This window comes from Streptomyces sp. HP-A2021, from assembly GCF_022807935.1.
Lineage (GTDB): Bacteria > Actinomycetota > Actinomycetes > Streptomycetales > Streptomycetaceae > Streptomyces > Streptomyces afghaniensis.
In genome coordinates, this window is record NZ_CP094344.1 from 4629855 (window position 1) to 4650915 (window position 21061).

Here is a 21061-nt window from a genome sequence, read left to right on the forward strand (position 1 = left end):
CTCCGTCGCCGTCCGACCACTCGTACGCCCCATGCCGAGGAGCGCCGCATGACCGCACGACACCTGATATCCCTCGACGACCTCACCGACGCCGACCTGCGCCACCTCGTGGAGCGGGGAGCCGCCTTCTCGGGCGGCACGGCCACCCCGGGCCCCGTGCTCGACGGCACGATCGCCGGCATCTACTTCCGGCGCACCTCGACCCGCACCCGTACCGCCTTCTCGGCGGGGGCGCTGCGGCTCGGGGCGCGGATCATCACGTACAACGGCGGCGACCTGCAGACCAACACCGGGGAGACCAGCGAGGACACCGGGCAGGTCTTCTCCCGGATGCTCGACGTCCTGGTCGCCCGGACGGCCGACGACCCGGCGGAGATGCGGGGCTGGGCGGCCCAGCCCCGCATGTCCGTGATCAACGCCATGAGCGCCGACGAGCACCCCACCCAGGGTCTGACCGACCTGAGCACACTCATGTGCCGCTTCGGCCGCGTCGAGGGGCTGCGGCTGCTGTACGTGGGGGAGGGCAACAACACCGCTGCCGCCCTGGCGCTGGGCCTGACCCGCTTCCCCGGCACCGAACTCGAGCTGCGCACCCCGACCGGCTACGGGCTGCCCGAGGACATTCTGGCCCGGGCGCGCGCCCACGCGGAGCGCTCCGGTGCCACCGTGACCGAGCGGCACACGATGGACGACCTGCCCAAGGACCTCGACGTCATCTACACCACCCGCTGGCAGACGACCGGGACCAGCAAGCCCGACCCCGACTGGCGCTCACTGTTCGCCCCCTTCCAGGTCACCCGGGACCTGTGGACGCACAACGCCGACGCCGTGTTCATGCACGACCTGCCCGCCCACCGGGGTGAGGAGGTCACCGCCGAGGTGCTCGACGGCCCGGCGAGCATCGCCTTCGACCAGGCCGAGAACAAGATGCACAGCGCCATGGCGGTCCTCGAATGGTGCCGCCTCGGCACCGTCGGTACGCCCGGCACGTCCGAATGAGCCTGACGGAGGAGCACCGCGAAGACGGTGGCGCCCAGCCCGGCACGGCGCCACCACCCCCACTGCGGAAGAACAGGGATTTCCTGCTGCTGTGGACCGGCGCCGGGCTCTCGCTGTTCGGCACCCGGGCGAGCACCGTCGCCTACCCCCTGCTGATGGTCTGGTACGGCGGCTCCCCGACCGGCGCCGGACTCGTCGGGTTCGCCGCGCTGCTGCCCCAGCTGCTCCTGCAACTCCCGGCCGGGGCCCTGGTGGACCGCCTGGACCGGCGCCGGCTGATGATCCTGTGCGACCTCGCCGGGCTGACCGCCATGGGCAGTGTCGCGGCCGCGCTGATCGGCGGGCACCTGTGGCTGCCGCACCTGATGGCCGCCGCGTTCGTGGAGGGCTCGGCGGCGATCTTCTACCGGCTCGCCGAGCGGGCCGCGGTGCGCAATCTCGTCCACCCGGACCACCTGACCGTCGCGCTGACCCGCAACGAGGCACGCGGACAGGGCGCCGGGCTGCTCGGGCAGCTCGGCGGCAGCTCCCTGTACGCGGTGGCCCGATGGCTGCCGTTCCTGCTCACGGCGGTGTCCCATCTGACCGCGCTGGTCACGCTGCTGCTGATCCGGAAGAAGTTCCAGTCGGAGCGCCCGCAGGCGCCCCGCGATCTGCGCCAGGAGGTCGGCGAGGGGCTCGCCTGGGTGTGGCGGCAGCGGTTCATGCGGGCCGCCGTGGGGCTGATCGCGGGCAGCAACATCCTCTTCCAGGTGCTGTCCCTGGCTCTCGTGCTGATCGTCAAGGAGAACGGCGGCTCCCCGGCCACCATCGGCCTCATCGGGACCGTGTCGGGTGTGGGCGGCATCCTCGGAGCCCTCACCGGCTCGTGGTTCCTGAAGCGGCTGTCGCCCGGCGCCATCGTCACCGGCACGCTGGCGGTGTGGGCGCTGCTGATGACGCCCGTCGCCCTGGTCGACCAACCGGTGCTCATCGGCTCGCTGTTCGCGGGGATGTCCTTCGCCGGTGCCCTGCTGAACGTGGCGGCCGGCGTGTACCAGGTGCAGATCACCCCGGACGAGATGCAGGGCCGGGTGACCAGCGTCTTCGCTCTCATCGGCTCCGGCATGAACTCCGCCGGGGCGCTCGTCGGCGGCCTGCTGCTCGCGGCCTTCGGCACCACGCCCACCGTCACGGCGGTCGCCGCCGCGATGGCAGCCATGGCGCTGGTCGCCGTACTGAGCCCGGTCATCAGGACCGCGGGGCGTACACCGGAGAAATGACCGAAGAAATATAGGCCTCCCCCGCACAGTGGGGAGGCGGACGGGCAGCTCGCGCACGAGCGCCCGTACCCACGCGACCGGGGCCGAACGCGGACACACGCACGCCTCCGGCACCCAACACCCTTTCAGGAAGGCATGCCACCACGATGTCCGCCCATCGCACAGCACCAGCGGGACAGCCGCTGCCGCTCCTGGTCGAGGCCGAGTCCGCGGACCGGGACGTCATCCGCCTGATCAAGTCGGACCGAGAACGGCTGCGGGCGTCACTGAGGACCCACGGTGCGCTGCTGCTGCGCGGCTTCGACATCGGCGGGATCGACGGGTTCGACCAGGTGGTCAGGGAACTGTCCGGTGACCCGCTCACCTACTCCGAGCGGTCCTCCCCGCGCAGCACCATCAAGGGGAACGTCTACACCTCCACCGACTATCCGCCGGAGGAGGAGATCTTCGTCCACAACGAGAACTCCTACCAGGCGAGTTGGCCCCGGACGCTCTACTTCTACTGCGACCAGCCGCCCGAGACGCAGGGCGCCACCCCGCTGACCGACATCCGCAAGGTGTACGCCTCCATCGACCCGGCGGTCCGCGAGGAGTTCGCCCGGCGTGGCTGGATGGTCGTGCGCAACTTCCACGACCACTTCGGCGTGGCCTGGCGGGAGCTGTTCAACACCGACGAGCGGGCCGAGGTGGAGGCCTACTGCCGCTCCAAGGACATCGAGTTCGAGTGGCTCGGCGACGACGCGCTGCGAACCCGGGCGCGCCGCAAAGCGATCCACACCCACCCCGAGACGGGGGAGACGGTGTGGTTCAACCACATCGTGTTCTTCCACCACACCACGCTGCCCGCCGAGGTCCGTGAGGGGCTGCTCGGCCTGTTCGGCGAGGAGGACCTGCCGACCAACACCTACTACGGTGACGGCGGCCGCATTCCCGATGAGGTCACGGACCATCTGCGGGCCTGCTACCGGGCGCAGACGGTGCGTTTCGACTACCAGCAGGACGACGTGCTCGTCGTGGACAACATGCTGGCCGCGCACGGCCGGGAACCGTTCACCGGAGCCCGCCGTATCGCAGTCGCCATGGCGGAGCCGTACGCGCCGAACGCGCGGTCCGAGCGCGGCGGGGAGTGACCACGCCATGACCGTGCACCACTCCACACCCGGGAGCGCATGGCTGCGCCGCTATGTGCCGCGCGCCGACGCCCGGCTGCGGCTGGTCTGCTTTCCGCACGCCGGCGGCAGCGCGAGCGCCTTCAGGGACTGGCCGGAGCTGCTGCCGCCCGACATCGAGCTGATCGCCGTCCAGTACCCCGGCCGGCAGGACCGGTACGGCGAGCCGCTGATCGGGGACTTCCCGGTCCTGGTGTCCGAGGCCGCGCGGGCCGTCCTGCACTGTTTCGACCGGCCCGTGGCGTTCTTCGGCCACAGCCTCGGCGCCACCGTGGCCTACGAGGTCGCCCGCGCCCTGCGGGCCTCCGGGGCACCGGCGCTGACCCGGCTGTTCGTGTCCGCGCGCAAGGCGCCCTCGGTTCCCCGCCCGGACACCGTCCGGTTCGGCACCGAGGAGCAGATCATGGCGTACATCCGGAACCTGGGCGGATCCGGCGCGGCCCTGCTGGAGCAGGGCGACGACCTGCTCGAGCTGATGCTGCCCATGCTGCGCAACGACTTCGGGCTCGTCGCCTCGTACCGCTACGTCCCCGGATCCCCGCTCGACTGCCCCGTGACCGCCGTCATCGGCGACCAGGACGGTTCCGTGAACGAGGACGAGGCCCGGCAGTGGTCCCGGCACACCGTGCGGCCGTTCGACCTGCACACCCTGCCCGGCGGTCACTTCTACACCGAGACGGCCACCGACCGGCTCGTGACCCTGGTGGCCGACACACTCAGCGACGTGGCGAAGAGGAGCTGACCACCCCATGAGCACCCACCCGTTCGAGGACCCGGACGCCGCGTACCACGTCCTGGTCAACGAGGAGGGACAGCACTCGCTGTGGCCCGCCTTCGCCGAGGTCCCGGCCGGCTGGACCGTCGTCCTGCGCCAGGCGGGGCGCGAGGCGTGCGTCGACTACGTCAACACCCACTGGACGGACATGCGGCCCGGAAGCCTGGGCCGGCGGGTGGCGTGACGCCGCCGTAGACACGCCCTGCCCGTACCGCTTTCGGCCGACGCCCTCGCGTCGTCACGCCGTCGCCCGATCTTCTTCGATACCCGGACCCTGGTGGTGGAAAGCCATGCCCATACCCGAAACAGCACAAACCGTGAGTCTCCCTCTGTCGGCAGCGCAAGCGGGTGTCTGGGCAGGCCATGAACTCGACCCGACCGGTGCGAAGTACAACATCTCCGAGTACATCACCTTCCACGGCGACGTCGACCACCGTCTGCTGGAGGCCGCCTGGCACCAGCTCCTCCAGGACGCGGAGACGCTCCGGGTGCGCGCCATCGTCAAGGAAGGCGAGGAGCTGCGCCAGCTGGTCGTCCCGGAGCTGAGCCCCGGGCTGCCGCTGATCGATCTCACCGGGGAGGACGACCCCGAGGCCGCCGCCCAGGAGTGGATGCACCGCGACCGGCACCGGCCCGTCGACCTCGCCGAGGGCGGCCTGACCACCTTTGCCCTGCTGAAGGTGGCAGAGGAGCGCTTCCACTTCTACGAGCGCATCCACCACATCCTGATCGACGCCTCCGGCGGCCCGTTGATCAGCGGCCGGATGGCGGAGGTGTACTCCGCCCTGGCACGTGGCGAGGAGTTCGGCCCGAGCGGGTTCGCCCCGCTGTCCCAGCTGCTGGAGGAGGACGCCGACTACCGTCGCTCGCCGGCCCGCACGGCGGACCGTGAGTACTGGTCCGCGCTTCTCGCCGACACCCCGGAACCGCCCCGGCTGGTGGACACCCAGGAACTCACGCCCCCGGTGGGGCAGGTCCTGTTCCTGCGGCGCAACGTCCGGCTGCCCGCCGCCGACTTCGAGCAACTGCGGGTCGTGGCCCGGCGGCTGCGCTCGATGTGGCCCATCCTCACCATCACCGCCACGGCCGCCTATCTGGCGCGGACGACCGGCAGACAGGACGTCGTCCTCGGTCTTCCGGTCACCGCCCGGACCACACCGGCCGACCGCCGCACTCCCGTCCTGCGTTCCAACGTGGTGCCCCTGCGGGTGCGGGTGGCCCCGGACGACTCCCTCGCGCAGCTCGTCGCCCAGGTCACCCGGGCCACCCGCGCCGCACTGAAGCACCAGCGCTACCGCTACGAGGACATACGGCGCGACCTCAAGCTCCTCGGTGACGGCCAGTCCCTGGTCGGCCCCGTCGTCAACATGATGGACTTCGACTACGACCTGGACTTCGCGGGGCTGCGCACCACTGCCCACAACCTGTCCAACGGCCCGGTGGACGAGCTGTCCATCGCGGCCTACCACCGCGCCGACGGCGAAGGGCTGACACTCGCCTTCGACGCGAACCCGGCCTTCTACGACACCGACCGGCTCGCCGCCCACCAGGACCGTTTCCTGCGGTTCCTGAGGGGTCTGATCGCCGAGCCGGAGCGCCCGACGGGCGAGGTGGAGGTGCTGTCCCCCGAGGAGCGGCGGCTGCTGCTGACGGAGTGGAACGCGACCGCCCGGGCCGTGCCCGCCGGGGCGCTCGGCGAGCTGTTCGCCGCGCAGGCCGCGGCCACCCCCGACCGGGTCGCCGTGGCGGCCGACGGGGTGGAGCTGACCTATGCCGCGCTGGACGCGAGGGCGAACCGGCTGGCGCGACGGCTGATGACGCTGGGCGTGACGGTGGAATCCCCGGTGGCGCTGCTGCTGGAGCGCTCCGTCGACGCCGTGGTGGCGACGCTGGCCGTGGTGCGGGCCGGCGGCACGTATGTGCCGCTGCACTCGGGCCTCCCGCCCGAGCGACTGGCGTGGGTGATACGTGACGTCGGCGCCACGGTGCTGCTCACGGATCGCGAGGTGCCGGAACTGTCGACGCGCGTGGTGACCCTCGACCGGATGGCATGGTCGAGCGAGCAGGCCGAGGACGACCAGGAGAACCCCGGGGCTCCCGACATCACCGTGCACCCCGACCGGCTGGCGTACGTGATGTACACGTCGGGTTCGACGGGGGTGCCCAAGGGCGTCGGGGTGCGCCACCGCGATGTCTCGGACTTCGCCTTCGACCGGCGCTGGGTCGGCGGCGACCACGACCGCATCCTCATGCACGCCCCCCAGTCCTTCGACGCCTCCACGTATGAGCTCTGGGTGCCCCTTCTGAACGGCGGCCGGGTCGTGGTGGCACCGCCGGGCCAGGTGGACGGCGCGGTGGTGGAGCGGATGGTCACCGAACACGGCGTGACCGCCGCCTTCCTGACGACGGCCCTGTTCAATCTGATCGCCGACGAGCACCCCAAGGCCTTCGCCGGGATGCACACCGTCTGGACCGGCGGCGACGCCGGCTCCGCGGCGGCCATGCGCCGCGTCCTCGAAGCCTGCCCCGGAATCACCGTCGGCAACGGCTACGGCCCCACGGAGACCACGACGTTCGCCGTGACCGCCCTCGCGCGGACGGCCGACGACATCGGCACGGTTCCCCCCATCGGTACGCCGCTGGACAACATGCGGTGCTACGTCCTGGACTCCGGCCTGCGGCCGGCACCGGTCGGTGTGGTGGGCGAACTCTTCGTCGCGGGCACCGGCCTGGCCCGCGGCTACCACAACCGCCCGGGCCTGACGGCGGAGCGGTTCGTGGCCTGTCCGTTCGGTGCTCCCGGAGAGCGCATGTACCGCACCGGCGACCTCGTCCGCTGGCGTGCGGACGGGCAGCTGGAGTACGTGGGGCGCGCCGACTTCCAGGTGAAGGTGCGCGGCTTCCGCATCGAACTGGGCGAGGTGGAGGCGGCATTGGCCACGCATCCGTCGGTCGCCCAGGTCGTCGTGGTCGCGCGGGAGGACCGCCCCGGGGACCGCCGTCTGGTCGCCTACGTCGTACCGGAGGGCGAGCCCGCCGACCCGGCCGACCTGCGCACCCATGTCGCCCGGGAACTGCCGGAATACATGGTGCCGGCGGCGTTCGTGGTGCTGGAGCGGCTGCCGCTGACGGTGAACGGAAAGGTGGACCGGGGGGTTCTGCCCGCGCCGGAGTTCGTTTCGGGTGCGGGACGTGCGCCAGCCTCCGGTGTGGAGGAGGTGTTGTGTTCCCTGTTCGCTGAGGTGTTGGGCCTGGAGCGGGTGGGGGTGGGCGATTCCTTCTTCGACTGTGGTGGCGACAGCATCATGGCGATTCAGCTGGTGTCGCGTGCGCGTCGTGCGGGATGGGTGTTGTCCGCACGGGATGTGTTCCAGCATCCGTCGGTGGAGGCTTTGGCGCGGATCGCGGCGCCGATGGGTGCCGGTGGTGTGGTGGCGGAGTCGGTGGGTGCCGGGGTGGGCGTGGTGCCGTTGACTCCGGTGATGGGGTGGTTGCGGGACCTGTCGGGGCCGGTGGAGGGCTTCCACCAGCATGTGGTGGTGTCGTTGCCGGATTCGGTGAGTCGTGGCGCGCTGGTGGGCGCGTTGCAGGCCGTGGTGGACCGGCATGACATGTTGCGTTCGCGTCTGGTGCGTGAGGACGGCCGGTGGTCGTTGGAGGTTGCGGCGCCGGGTGGGGTGGACGCGGGCGACTTGTTGGAGCAGGTCACCGTCCCCGACCTCGACGAAGCGACCGTGACACAGCACGTACGCCACGCCGGCGGCCTGCTCGCCCCTGACGCCGGGAGCATGCTGCGCGCGGTCTGGCTGGAGCCGGGTCGGCTGCTGCTGGTGGCGCATCACCTGGTGGTGGACGGGGTGTCGTGGCGGATCCTGCTGGAGGACCTGAAGGCGGCCTGGGAGGGCCGCGAGCTGGAGCCCGTGCCGCTGTCGTTCCGCAGTTGGGCGCGACGCCTGCACGAGCACGCCGAACAGGGCACCTACGCCGGACGCCTGGACTTCTGGCGAGAACTGGTCGGACGGCCGAACCCCCCGCTCGGCTCCAGGACTCTGACCCCCGCCGAGGACACCGCCGCCACACAGCGCGAGATCACTCTGCCGCTTCCGGTGGAGCTGACGGAGGCGCTGCTGACGCGGGTTCCGGCGCTGTTCCGTGGCGGGGTGAACGATGTGCTGCTGGCAGGTCTGGCGCCGGCGGTGCAGGAGTGGCAGCGGCGGCGTGGCCGGGAGTCGGACGCGGGGGTGCTGCTCGATCTTGAGGGTCATGGCCGTGTCGAGGAGCCGGGGGTCGATCTGTCGCGGACGGTGGGCTGGTTCACGTCGATCCATCCGGTGCGTCTGGACGCGGGCGGGGAGTCCTGGGACGAGGTGTGTGCCGGTGGTGCGGCTGCCGGGCGGGTGCTGAAGCGGGTCAAGGAGCAGATGCGGGCCGTCCCCGACGACGGCATCGGCTACGGCGTCCTGCGCTACCTCGACCCGGCGGCGGGCGCGGAACTGGCCGCCGGCGCACGGGCCGAGCTGGCGTTCAACTACCTGGGCCGGTTCGCCGGCGATGCCGGCGCCTGGGAGATGAGTTCTCGTCCGGGCATGGTGGGCGCTGGTGCCGATGCGGGGCTGCCGTTGGCGCACGCGCTGGAGCTCAACGCGGTGACGTACGACCTGGCCGGGGGGCCGCGGTTGCATGCGAGCTGGTCGTGGGCGGACGGGGTGCTGTCCGAGGCGGAGGTGCGGGAGCTGGCACAGCTGTGGTTCGAGGCCCTGGAGGGTCTGGCCCGGCACGCCGACGCACCAGGCGCGGGCGGTCTGACCCCCTCCGACCTGGACCTCGTCCAGCTCAGCCAGGACGAGATCGAAGCGATCGAGGGCTTCGAGAACGACGACGACTACGACCTCGACTGGGAGTTCTCAAAGTGACCAGGTCGCGCATCGAAGACATCCTTCCACTGCAGCCGCTGCAGGAGGGGCTTCTGTTCCATTCGCTGGTGGCGGATGGGTCGGTGGATGTGTACACCTCGCAGCTTCGCTTCGACATCGCCGGTGAGGTGGACGGGGCGGCGTTGCGGCGTGCGGGTGAGCGGCTGCTGGCCCGGCATGCGAATCTGCGGGCGGGGTTCCGGCACGAGGGTGTGAGCCGGCCGGTGCAGGTGGTGTACCGGCGGGTGCGGCTGCCGTGGGCCGAGGTGGACCTCTCAGGCGTGGCGGATGCGGAGGCGCGGGCGGCGGAGCTGGCGTCCGAGGACCGCTTGCGTCCCTTCGATCTGGGTCGTCCTCCGCTGTTGCGGCTGTCGCTGCTGAAGCTGGGCGAGCGCCGCTACCGCATCCTGCTGACGGGCCACCACATTCTGTGGGACGGCTGGTCGGTTCCGGTGCTGGTGGAGGAGTTGTTCCGGCTGTATGCGGCCAGGAGTGACGACGCGGCGCTGCCGCCGGTGACGCCGTACCGGCAGTATCTGGCATGGCTGGCACGCCAGGACCGGCCGGCGGCGGAACAAGCCTGGACCTCGGCCCTGGAAGGACTGCCCGAACCGACCCTCGTCGCCCCCGACACCACCCACGACAAGACGGCCCTCCAGGAGTACGTCTCCACTGACCTCCCCCGTGACCTGCTCGACCGGGTCACCGCACTGGCCCGCCGGCACGGGATGACGCTCAATACCGTCATCCAGGGTGTGTGGGGTCTGCTGCTGGCGCGGCAGACGGGCCGGGAGGACGTGGTCTTCGGTGCCACCGTCTCGGGCCGGCCACCGGAGCTGGAGGGGGTCGAGCGGATGCTCGGCCTGTTCATCAACACCCTCCCGGTACGCGTACGGCTGCGCCCGGAGGAGCCGGTGATCGGGCTGCTCACCCGGCTGCAGGAGGAGCAGGCACAGCTGATCCCGCACCACCACTACGGCCTGTCCGACATCCAGCGCCACACCGGCTTCGGCACCCTCTTCGACACCAGCATGGTCGTCGAGAACTATCCCCTGGATCCGTCCGTCTTCACCACCGTCCTCGGCGACCTCGAACTCGTGGGCATCGGCTTCGACGACGCCACCCACTACCCCCTGTCCCTCGCCGCCATACCCCTCCCCGGAGCCGGTCTCACCCTCAAGGTGAGCTACCGTCCGGACGTCTACGACCACGACGAGGCCCAGCGGATCAGCGGCCGCCTGGTCCATCTGCTCGAGACCCTCGTGGAAGACCCGGAGAAGCGGACGGACGCAGTGAACGTACTGCCCGCCTACGAACGTGAGTTCCTCCTGGCCGCCGCGGGTCCGGTGGTGGCGTCGGCGCCGGTGGAACGGTGTGTGCACGAGATCTTCGAGGAGCGTGCCGCGGCCTCTCCGGATGCGGTGGCGGTGGTCTTCGGTGAGTCGTCGCTGACGTATGCCGAGGTCGAGATCCGTGCGAACCGACTCGCCCATCACTTGCGGTCGTTGGGGGTGGTCGAGGGTTCGCTGGTGGGTGTGTGCCTGGAACGTGGCCTGGATCTGGTGCCGTCACTGCTGGGTGTACTGAAGGCGGGCGCGGGCTATCTGCCGCTGGACCCGGCCTCCCCCGCGGACCGGCTGGGCTATGTGCTGGCGGACGCGGGCGCCCGGGTCGTGGTCACCTCCGGCGGGCTGGTGCCCGTGCTGGGCGAGGTCTTCGACGGTGAACTCGTGGTGCTGGACCGGGACGCGGAGGTGATCGCATCCCGCCCGAAGACCGCGCCGGTGGTGTCGGTGGTGCCGGACAGCGTCGTGTACGTGATCTACACCTCGGGTTCGACCGGACGGCCGAAGGGCGTGGTGCTGGGGCACGCCAACGTGGTGCGGCTGTTCGAGACGGCGCAGGCGCAGTTCGGGTTCGGCCCCTCCGATGCGTGGACGCTGTTCCACTCGTACGCGTTCGACTTCTCGGTGTGGGAGATCTTCGGGGCGCTGCTGCACGGTGGCCGGCTGGTGGTGGTGCCGGAGATGACGGCACGCGAGCCGAGCCGCTTCCACGAACTGCTCGTCCGTGAGGGCGTGACGGTACTGAACCAGACACCGTCCGCTTTCACACAGCTCATCGAGGAGGACCGCACCCGCAACAACAGCGGCCAACTCGCTCTGCGCACCGTCATCTTCGGCGGTGAGGCCCTGGACTGTGGGGCTCTTCAGGGCTGGGTGGCGCGTCATGGCCTGGAGTCGCCGCGGCTGGTGAACATGTACGGCATCACCGAGACGACGGTGCATGTCACGTACTACCCGGTCGGCGAGGAAGACGTCGCCGCCGGTGGCTCGGCGAGCCCGATCGGCCGTCCGCTGAACGACCTGAGCCTCCACCTCCTGGACGCGCGCGGCGAGCTCGTGCCCGTCGGTGTCCCCGGCGAGATCTACGTCGGCGGCCCCGGCGTCGCCCGCGGCTACCTCAACCGGCCCGAGCTCACGGCCGAACGGTTCGTTCCCGACCCCTTCGGACCCGCCGGCTCACGCCTCTATCGCAGCGGCGACCTCGCCCGCCGACGTACCGACGGAAGCCTGGAGTTCCTGGGACGTGCCGACGACCAGGTCAAGGTACGCGGCTACCGCATCGAACCCGGCGAGATCAGCGCCCGCCTGACCACCCACCCCGCGATCCGCGACGCAGTGGTCATCGTCCGTGACGAACGCCTGATCGCCTACCTCGTCGTCGACGGCGAGCTGCCGTCCACGGCCGACCTGCGGGCGTTCCTGGGGGAATCCCTGCCGGAGTACATGGTGCCGGCGGCCTTCGTGGTGTTGGAGCGGCTGCCGTTGACGGTGAACGGGAAGGTGGACCGGCGGGCGTTGCCGGCGCCGGAGTTCAGCTCCGGTGCCGGTCGTGAGCCACGCCCGGGTGCGGAGCAGGTGTTGTGCTCCTTGTTCGCCGAGGTGCTGGGCCTGGACCAGGTCGGGGTCGAGGACTCCTTCTTCGATTGTGGTGGCGACAGCATCATGGCGATTCAGCTGGTGTCGCGTGCGCGACGGGCGGGTTGGGTGCTGTCGGCGCGGGATGTGTTCCAGCACCCGACGGTCGAACGGCTGGCCCAGGCCGCGGCACCGGTGGGCACCGACAGTGCGGTGACGGAGCCTGCCGGTGCCGGGCTCGGTACGGTGCCCCTGACTCCGGTCATGGGCTGGCTGCGCGGGCTGGGCGGGCCCGTGGAGGGGTTCCACCAGCATGTGGTGGTGTCCCTCCCGGATGCGGTGAACCGTGCCGGTCTGGTACGGGCGTTGCAGGCAGTGATCGAGCGGCACGACATGCTGCGTTCACGTCTGGTGCGTGAGGGCGACGCGTGGTCGCTGGAGGTGGCTGCGCCGGGTGCGGTGGACGCCGACGGACTGCTGGAGCACGCCGCGGTCTGCGACCTCGACGAAGCGGCCGTACTGACCGCCATCGACGAACGTGCCGAGGCCGAGCGCCGACGGCTCGATCCCGACGCCGGTGTCGTCTTCCGCGCGGTGTGGTTCGAGCCGGGTCGGCTGTTGCTGGTGGCGCATCACCTGGTGGTGGACGGGGTGTCGTGGCGGATCCTGCTGGAGGACCTGAAGGCGGCCTGGGAGGGCCGTGAGCTGGAGCCCGTGCCGTCGTCGTTCCGGAGCTGGGCACGACGGCTGCACGAGCAGGCCGGCCAGGGAACGTACGCCGCCCAGTTGGACCTCTGGCGTCACATCGCCGGCGAGCCTGCGCGGCCGCTTGGTTCGCGGGCTCTGGACGCGGCGAAGGACACCGTGGTCACCCGCCGGGTGCTGGACCTGTCTCTCCCGGTGGAGTTGACGGAGGCGCTGCTGACGCGGGTTCCGGCGTTGTTCCGTGGCGGGGTGAACGATGTGCTGCTGGCAGGTCTGGCGCCGGCGGTGCAGGAGTGGCAGCGGCGGCGTGGCCGGGAGTCGGACGCGGGGGTGCTGCTCGATCTTGAGGGGCATGGCCGTGTCGAGGAGCCGGGGGTCGATCTGTCGCGGACGGTGGGCTGGTTCACGTCGATCCATCCGGTGCGTCTGGACGCGGGCGGGGTCTCCTGGGACGAGGTGTGTGCCGGGGACGCGGCTGCCGGGCGGGTGCTGAAGCGGGTCAAGGAGCAGATGCGGGCCGTCCCCGACGACGGCATCGGCTACGGCGTCCTGCGCCACCTCGACCCGGCCGCCGGGGCCGAACTCGCGACGTGCGGGCAGGCCGAGGCGGGCTTCAACTATCTCGGCCGGTTCACCAACGGCAGTAACGGCGCCTGGGAGTTGAGTGCCCGCGCCGGCATGATCGGTGGTGGTGCCGATGCGGGGCTGCCGTTGGCGCACGCGCTGGAGCTCAACGCGGTGACGTACGACCTGGCCGAGGGGCCGTGTCTGCACGCGAGCTGGGCGTGGGCCGACGGGGTGCTGTCCGAGGCGGAGGTGCGGGAGCTGGCACAGCTGTGGTTCGAGGCCCTGGAGGGTCTGGCCCGGCACGCCGACGCACCAGGCGCGGGCGGTCTGACCCCCTCCGACCTGGACCTCGTCCAGCTCGGCCAGGACGAGATCGAAGTGCTGGAGGACGGCGCGGCTGAGGTCGAGGACATTCTTCCGCTGCAGCCGCTGCAGGAGGGGCTTCTGTTCCATTCGCTGGTGGCGGATGGGTCGGTGGATGTGTACACCTCGCAGGTGCGGTTCGATCTGGCCGGTGAGGTAGATGCTGGGGCGTTGCGGCGTGCGGGTGAGCGGCTGCTGGCCCGGCATGCGAATCTGCGGGCGGGGTTCCGGCACGAGGGTGTGAGCCGGCCGGTGCAGGTGGTGTACCGGCGGGTGCGGCTGCCGTGGGCCGAAGTGGACCTCTCAGGCGTGGCGGATGCGGAGGCGCGGGCGGCGGAGCTGGCGTCCGAGGACCGCTTGCGTCCCTTCGATCTGGGTCGTCCTCCGCTGTTGCGGCTGTCGCTGCTGAAGCTGGGCGAGCGCCGCTACCGCATCCTGCTGACGGGCCACCACATTCTGTGGGACGGCTGGTCGGTTCCGGTGCTGGTGGAGGAGTTGTTCCGGCTGTATGCGGCCAGGAGTGACGACGCGGCGCTGCCGCCGGTGACGCCGTACCGGCAGTATCTGGCATGGCTGGCACGCCAGGACCGGCCGGCGGCGGAACAAGCCTGGACCTCGGCCCTGGAAGGACTGCCCGAACCGACCCTCGTCGCCCCCGACACCACCCACGACCACAGCCCCGTGCAGGACATGGTCCGTACGGAGATGCCCAAGGAACTCGCCGAGGCGCTGGCCGCGACCGGGCGCCGGTACGGGGTGACGCTGAACACGGTGATCCAGGGTGTGTGGGGTCTGCTGCTGGCGCGGCAGACGGGCCGGGAGGACGTGGTCTTCGGTGCCACCGTCTCGGGCCGGCCGCCGGAGCTGGAGGGGGTCGAGCGGATGCTCGGCCTGTTCATCAACACCCTCCCGGTACGCGTACGGCTGCGCCCGGAGGAGCCGGTGATCGGGCTGCTCACCCGGCTGCAGGAGGAGCAGGCACAGCTGATCCCGCACCACCACTACGGCCTGTCCGACATCCAGCGCCACACCGGCTTCGGCACCCTCTTCGACACCACCACGGTGCTGACGAACTACCCCCTGGACCCGTCGGTCCTCGACACGGTCCTCGGCGACCTCGATGTGCTCGACATCGACAATGAGGACGCCACCCACTACCCGCTCCGCATGGCCGTCGTGCCGGACGGCGACAGCCTCGGTCTGCGACTGGGATACCTGCCGGACCTCTACACGCGCGACGAGGCCCAGCGGCTGCTCGACCGGGTTTTGCACCTGCTGGAGACCCTGGCGGAGGACCCGGAGCGCCCCGTGAGTGGCATCGACATCCTCACGGAGGAGGAGCGTCACCAACTCCTGGTGGAGTGGGGGGGATACTGACCTTTCCGGTGGCAGGCTCCTGCCACCGGCAGAAGCGGACATGAAATGTGCTGGCGACCCGTGGAATTGCGCTGAAAGAATCAAAACACGGGCCACACCATGAAGTTCGCGAGCCGAAGGCGCAAGAACCGGTGCGGTCGAAAGAAGGTAGAAAAGCCAACAAGAAAGGTGTGCCGTGAAGGGCTTGGGACGACTGAAGCTCGCACTGCTGGTGCCCATCGTCGCCGTTCTGACCGCGACGGCGGCTGTCGGCGCGTCCCCGGTGACCGGTGACCACGTCGGGCAGGTGTCCGCGTCCGGCCAGGAGGATGCTTCGGTCCGTCTGGACAACACCTGGGGACCGTGAACCACGGCCGGAGATCAACCGCGCACCCAGCCCCGCGCCACGGCCAGCACGCCGGCCTGGAAACGGCTGCTCGCGTTCAGGCGGTTCATCAGGCCGGCTGTCATACGACGCACGGTACGCACGGAAACCGCCAGCTTGCGGGCGATCATCTCGTCGGTCAGCCCCCGGGCGAGGAGCTCCAGTACGGCACGGTCCTGGGCGGTGAGCCCGTGTGAGTCGCGGGTGCGGTCCTCGCCGAGTGGGGAGGAGTGGTCCCAGGTCCTTTCGAAGAGGGCTTGCAGCGCACTGACCACGCCCACATCCTCGAGAGCGAGCACGGCAGCATCCGCGACCTGCGGATTCACGGGAACGATCGCCAGTGAGCGGTCGTAGATGAGCAGTCGCGTGGGCAGGTGCGGCACCGTCCGCACCTGCCCGCCCTGCTGGGTCAGCCACTGTGCGTATGCCGTGGTGGCTCCGTCGTTGCGGACGCTGTCGAGGTAGACGTAGCGCACGCTCACCCCCCGCTTCAGAACAGCGGAGTCGAGCGGCTTGGCCGCATCCAGACTCTCCGCCGGCTGGCCACCCCCGGTGGCAAAGACGGCGACCTCGGATGTGCAGGTCTCGGCCATGGTCCGGATGAAGGACTGGATCACCTCCCTGCCCTCCAGCCGCCGGGCCCCCCTGTGTTGATCGGCCGTATCGGCCTCAGCGTGCTCGGCGAGCAGCTGGAAGACCACCTGACGGCTGGCGGCAATCTCCTTCTGGCGCCGGATCAGCTCCTCTTCCTGCCGGTCCAGGAAGGAGATGAGGCTGCGCCTGATCCGGGTGATTCTGGCTTTCGCGTCCTCGCTCCCGGGACTCAGCGAGGACAGGTGGATCAATTTATTGAAGGCCGCGGCCACTCTTTCCGGAGACCAACCGAGAACTTCAGAAAGGTCGACCACGCTGAGATCCGGTTTCTCCAGCAGCACCTGGTAAACAGATTCTTCATCGCGATTTATTTCCAAGTTTTCCGACATACTGTTCCCCGTTTTTCTCGTCACCGCCGCGTGTCGACTGGCTGTTCTGCCCCGGCATCGTGATGACAGAATGAGAGTCACCTGTCGGCCTTCGGCTCAGTCGCCGCGCGCGGTGGGTCGTCCTGGGGCTCGGGTGGCAGTACCCAGCCACGAGTCGCCGCCAGCACGCCCGCCTGGAAGCGGCTGCGGGCACCGAGGCGGCTCATGAGCCCCGAGGTGAGGCGCCGGCCAGTGCGCACGGACACACCCAGCCTGCGCGCGATCACCTCGTCGGTGTCGCCAGCGCACAACAGTTCGAGCAGGGTGCGTTCCTGGTCGGTGAACTCGTCCGCGCCGTTGTCCGCCGTCGAGCCCAGGGGCGTGGCCTGCTCCCACACGTGGTCGAAGAGGGTGAGCAGAGCCCTGACTGCGCCCGTGCCCTGGATCGCCACGGCTTCGGCGTTCGGTTGCGCCGGGTCGATCGGCACGATGGCCGAGTAGCGGTCGAATATGATCATTTGGGGCGGCAGACGCCGTGCCGTACGCACCTGCCCGCCCCGGGCGGTCAGCCGGTCGGCGTACTGGACGGTCGCCGTGTCTGTGAGCACGCTGTCGGAATAGACGCGGCGGAGGTCGACTCCGCGGTCCAGCATCGCCGAGTCGAGTCGCTCGGCGGCCTCGAGACGCTCCGCGGAGGGGGAGCTGCCGACCTCCAGCGCCGCGATCTCCACCTGGCAGGCCGCCGCGAACTGGTCGATCCTCTCCTGCACCGCCTCCGGACCCGGCAGTCGCACGACATCGGGGCGGTCTTCCGGGGCGTTGTACGCGGCTATCACCTGGGTGACCGCGGTGCTGCTGGCGGCGACGCGCCTGCGGTGGTCGAGCAGAGTCGCCTCCTCGTCGAGGAGCAACGCTGCCAGGGCCAGTTCGGGCCGGACGAGTACCGGTCTGCCGGTGCTGTCCGGGGGTAGCTGGACGAGTGAGCGCCGGGCCAGGCGGTTGATGGCGGCCGAGACTCTGCCGGTGGGCCAGCCGAGGTGGGTCGCGAGTTCGGTCACGCTCATGTGGGAGTTCGTCAGCATGGCCCGGTACGCGGACTCCTCGTCCGGGTGCAAGCCGAGACTGCTGGTCAACACCGGCGGCTCCAAAGTACCCCTGCGTTCTGGGCCGGGTCGCCCACCGGAGGGAATGAGGAGCGGGTGTACTTCGTCCAGCACATTCCCTCACGTGTGAGCTGTATGTCGGGTTATCGGTCGTAGATCTCCTACGGATTGTAAAACAGTTGGTTCGATCTTGTGTCGTTGAGTTTCACAACTTCAGAATTCAGTAAATTTCCTGATCAATGTCCTTTCGGCGTCAGCCCGCTGCGGGAACATGCCAGGTCAGGTCGGCATTCACGGCGGCGGCCCCGGTCACACTCGTGTGCATCGCGGGCGGCCGGGGCCGGAGAAGGGAACGGGGCCAGGACCGGTGACGAACCGGCCCTGGCCCCGCTGCGGGCCGGAATCGGAAAGCGCTCAGTCCGACATGGCGACGAGAACCCGCCGCGGGCCGGTGAACGGGCGGCGGCCATGGCCGACCAGCAGGTTGTCGATGACCAGCAGATCGCCCTCGTGCCAGTCGACGTCGACCGCGTTCTCCAGACCCCGGTCACGCACCTGGAGCACGTACGCGTCCGGGATCGGACTGCCGTCCGCGAAGGTCACGTACTGCGGCAGCTCGCTCGCCGGCATGATCTGGGCCAGGGCCTTGGCCGTCTCGTCGCCGAGCGAGGCCGGGTGCCACTGGTCGGACTGGTTGAACCAGACCTCGGTCCCGGTGTCCGGGTGGCGGACCGTGGAGTGGCGCACCTGGCTGACCATCAGGCTGTTGCCCGGCCCCCAGCTCCAGTCGGCATCGGCCTCCTTGAGGAAGGCGTCGACCTCGTCCCGGTCCTCCGTCTCGAAGGTGTCCTGCCAGCTCTTGCCGAGCCCTCTGCCGCCGTGCAGGTTCTGTGTGTAGCGCACGCCGCTCCGGAAGGCCTCGCGCACCTCGTCGTCCAGGGACTCCAGCCACAATGCCGCGTCGACGACCGGGGTGGCGCCGCCGGTCGCGGGTGCGACCGCACAGTAGAAGGTGAGGCGGGTGGGCCACGCGTGGGCGTACGACATCTCGTTGTGCATCGAGATGGTGTACTCCTGCGGATACTCCGTGGAGGTGTACACGTTCGAGCCCACCTTGGTGCGGGGCGAGTTGCCGTGCACATAGGCCAGGCGGCGCGGCAGCAGGCGATCGAGCACCGGGTCGAGGCCGTCGGCGGGCACCTTGAACCCGCGGAAGACCACGGCCTTCTCCCGGACGAGCAGCGCGTCCAAGTCGATGGCGTCCAGGTGGGCGACGAGCGCCTCGGGCGTGGCGTCGGTGCCGATGTCGCCCGGACCGACCTCCGCAGGAGCCCAGCCGTTGCGATCGCTCATGAAGCGTTTCCTTTCCTGTGGGGCGGTGCGGGTCAGCGAGCGGCCGGCGGGGCGAGCCGGGACAGGAAGGCGTTGTACCAGAACACCGAGTTGCCCTCGCTGTGGACGGCGTACAGCGAGCCGTCGGGGGCCGTGGTCAGCTGGTCGACCTGGGCGCCCTGGGTGAGGGAGCTGTCCGTCACCCACGCGCTGCCGCTCCAGCGGACCAGCTTCGGGGACCCGGCGAGACCGGCGTAGAGCTGCCCCCCGTGGTATGCGAAGGTCGGCCAGGAGGCGGGAGTGTCATGACGGGTCCAGGTCTTGCCGTTCCAGTGGCTCACCTTGTTCCCGGCGGCGACCCATGTGTCGTTCGGTCCGTTGCTGATCACCTCGCGCAGGATGTACATCGTGCCTGGCGTCTCGGGCACGGGCACCTCGCTCCACGTGGTGCCGTCGTAATGCATGGCGAGCGGCTGGTAACCACCGGTGCCACCGCCCTTGTTGCGGTAGCCGACGGCCCAGATGTCGGTGGGGGAGTTGACGTCGACGGCGTCGAACTGGCCGTCGATCCCGGTGAGCTTGGTCGTCTTCCAGCTGCTGCCGTTCCATCGGGTCACCATCGGGTGCCAGCCGCCGTCGGTGGCACGGTAGTTGCCGACCGCCCACACGTCGTTGCGGCTGACCGCCTGGGCGTCGAGGACCTCGGCGTTCTTCGGCTCCGGGTTGAGGTTCGACGTCCACTTGGTGCCGTCGTAGTGGTTGAACCGGTAGCTGCCGGTCGTCGCGTACCTGCTTCCGAAGACCCACAGGTCGTTCACGCCGGTGCCGGCGAGGACGCCGACCTCGGCGTCCGAGGGCGTGGTCACCTGCTTCCAGGCGGTGCCTGTCTTCTGCCACAGCTTGGGCGAGGACGTGCACTCGTCGAAGCAGAAGGGCACGCTCTTGGCGTAGGCGTTCTGGCTGTCGAACGGCAGGACGGAGATGCTCGCGTAGGTGGTGGGCACCGTCAGCGACTCCCAGGAGGTCGCGGCGCTCGCGGGCGACGCGACGAGCCCGACACCGACGGTCGCGGCCGCGGCCGCGGCGAGGACCGCGGCGGTGTGCCGTCCGCGGGAGGTGCTCTTGGTCATGTGTGCTCCCATGTCGTGGTTGGTCGGGGTGCGTACGGCCGTGACGTGGTCGCCTTACGGCAGGAAGCCCTCGACCAGCACACCGAGCCCTCTGGCCCGGGCGGAGGCGAGGACGTCGTCGGCGAGGGCCATGTCCAGCACGCCCAGCCCGAACGGCGCGTAGACGACCGTGCGGTCCGGCTCGGGCGCGAATCCGTCCTCGGAGCCCTCCTCCAGGAGGAGCCGGCCGATCGTGGGGTCGATGAAGTCCCGGTGCCCCGCGGCCTGCACGGCCAGGTCGAGTGAAGTACGCTCGCGCACCGCGTGATCGACGTCGTCGACGATGTTGTGCGCGTCGAGCAGCGACTCGGGCAGCAGGTCGCGCAGTGAGATGTGCAGGACGACCGTGCCCGGCACGGCTGCCTTCAGGTCCAGGTGCGGTTCGATCGCCGAGGTGGCGATGGAGACCAGTCCGTGTGCCGCCAACGCCCGCTCCGCGCTGTCGAGCGTGACGATCTCGGCACCCGGGAGCACCGCGGCGGCCCGAGCGGCGAACTCGACGGCCCGCTGCGGGGAACTGTCGTACAGGGACAGCGTCTTCAGCCCGGGCACAGCTGACCGCACATGGCGCAGGATCTCCAGGTTGATGACCCCACAGCCGATCAGCGCCAGGCCGTCCGGGCGGCGGTCGCGGGTGAGCAGCTCCGCGGCGAGCGCGGCGCTGGCGGCGGTGCGCGTGGCGGAGATCAGCGAGCCCTCGATCAGGGCCTCGGGTCGGCCGGTCTCCAGCGAGTTGAGGATGATCGACGCGCTGGCCCGCTCGATGCCCCGCTCGATGTTGGCCGGGAAGGAAGCGATCCACTTCATGCCCGCGACCGGCGTCTGCCCGCCCCGGTAGGCGGGCAGGCCGATGATGCGGTTGCGCGGCTGGCCGGGGAAGCGGAGGAACACGGAGTGCGGTACCGCGGTGTCGCCCTGCGCGTGCACGCGGTAGGCGTCGCCCACGGTCCGGATGTTGTCGAGTTCACGGCCGTCGAGGATCTGCGCGACCTCGGAGTGCCGCAGGATGAGCATGACGGGTTTCAGTCCTTCCACAGGTGCGCGCGGCGGCCCGGGAACACAACCGGGCGCCGGCACGTC

General features: G+C 70.1%; 13 protein-coding genes. 8 read left to right on the plus strand and 5 right to left on the minus strand.

The window, feature by feature from the left end:
- Positions 1 to 48: 48 nt before the first annotated feature.
- The 8 genes from MQE23_RS20890 (at position 49) to MQE23_RS20925 (ending at position 15397) form a co-directional block, all read left to right on the plus strand.
- Positions 49 to 999, plus strand: a complete 951-nt coding sequence (locus tag MQE23_RS20890; protein ID WP_243379858.1) for an ornithine carbamoyltransferase — start codon at positions 49 to 51, stop codon at positions 997 to 999.
- Positions 996 to 2261 (plus strand): MFS transporter, encoded by a 1266-nt coding sequence (locus tag MQE23_RS20895; RefSeq protein WP_243379859.1) that lies wholly within the window; start codon positions 996 to 998, stop codon positions 2259 to 2261. The genes MQE23_RS20890 and MQE23_RS20895 overlap by 4 nt, the downstream gene beginning before the upstream one ends.
- Before the next feature lie 146 nt (positions 2262 to 2407).
- Complete coding sequence (locus MQE23_RS20900) at positions 2408 to 3391, plus strand: TauD/TfdA family dioxygenase (RefSeq protein ID WP_243379860.1); 984 nt, start codon at positions 2408 to 2410, stop codon at positions 3389 to 3391.
- A 7-nt stretch (positions 3392 to 3398) separates the two neighbouring features.
- Positions 3399 to 4172 carry an alpha/beta fold hydrolase gene (locus tag MQE23_RS20905; RefSeq protein ID WP_037672357.1) on the plus strand — a complete coding sequence of 258 codons (774 nt, stop codon included), beginning with the start codon at positions 3399 to 3401 and terminating at the stop codon, positions 4170 to 4172.
- Positions 4173 to 4179: 7 nt separating this feature from the next.
- Positions 4180 to 4389 (plus strand): MbtH family protein, encoded by a 210-nt coding sequence (locus MQE23_RS20910; RefSeq protein ID WP_020275977.1) that lies wholly within the window; start codon positions 4180 to 4182, stop codon positions 4387 to 4389.
- 133 nt (positions 4390 to 4522) lie between these two features.
- Positions 4523 to 9118: a non-ribosomal peptide synthetase gene (locus MQE23_RS20915; RefSeq protein ID WP_243379861.1), complete on the plus strand. Its 4596-nt coding sequence runs from the start codon at positions 4523 to 4525 to the stop codon at positions 9116 to 9118.
- On the plus strand, positions 9115 to 15051 hold the full coding sequence (locus tag MQE23_RS20920; RefSeq protein WP_279345154.1) for a non-ribosomal peptide synthetase: 5937 nt from the start codon (positions 9115 to 9117) through the stop codon (positions 15049 to 15051). Before MQE23_RS20915 ends, MQE23_RS20920 begins: the two co-directional genes overlap by 4 nt.
- A 184-nt stretch (positions 15052 to 15235) precedes the next feature.
- Positions 15236 to 15397, plus strand: coding sequence for a hypothetical protein (locus MQE23_RS20925; RefSeq protein ID WP_154693901.1), 162 nt, complete (start codon positions 15236 to 15238; stop codon positions 15395 to 15397).
- A gap of 14 nt (positions 15398 to 15411) precedes the next feature.
- Here the strand turns inward: MQE23_RS20925 and MQE23_RS20930 are convergent, their stop codons facing one another.
- The 5 genes from MQE23_RS20930 to sbnB all read right to left on the minus strand — a co-directional run bounded on the left by MQE23_RS20930 (position 15412) and on the right by sbnB (position 20995).
- The gene (locus MQE23_RS20930) at positions 15412 to 16398 is read right to left on the minus strand and encodes a helix-turn-helix transcriptional regulator (RefSeq protein WP_037672358.1); all 987 of its coding nucleotides are present in this window, start codon (positions 16396 to 16398) and stop codon (positions 15412 to 15414) included.
- A 77-nt stretch (positions 16399 to 16475) separates the two neighbouring features.
- A complete protein-coding gene (locus MQE23_RS20935) occupies positions 16476 to 17510 on the minus strand; it encodes a LuxR family transcriptional regulator (protein WP_243379863.1) in 1035 nt (344 codons plus the stop codon).
- 384 nt (positions 17511 to 17894) lie between these two features.
- The gene (locus MQE23_RS20940; RefSeq protein ID WP_020275983.1) at positions 17895 to 18833 is read right to left on the minus strand and encodes a TauD/TfdA family dioxygenase; all 939 of its coding nucleotides are present in this window, start codon (positions 18831 to 18833) and stop codon (positions 17895 to 17897) included.
- 32 nt (positions 18834 to 18865) lie between these two features.
- The gene (locus tag MQE23_RS20945) at positions 18866 to 19942 is read right to left on the minus strand and encodes a hypothetical protein (RefSeq protein WP_020275984.1); all 1077 of its coding nucleotides are present in this window, start codon (positions 19940 to 19942) and stop codon (positions 18866 to 18868) included.
- Between the two features lie 54 nt (positions 19943 to 19996).
- Entirely contained in the window at positions 19997 to 20995 is a 999-nt protein-coding gene (gene sbnB / locus MQE23_RS20950; protein ID WP_037672360.1) for a 2,3-diaminopropionate biosynthesis protein SbnB, read from the minus strand.
- Positions 20996 to 21061 lie beyond the last annotated feature (66 nt).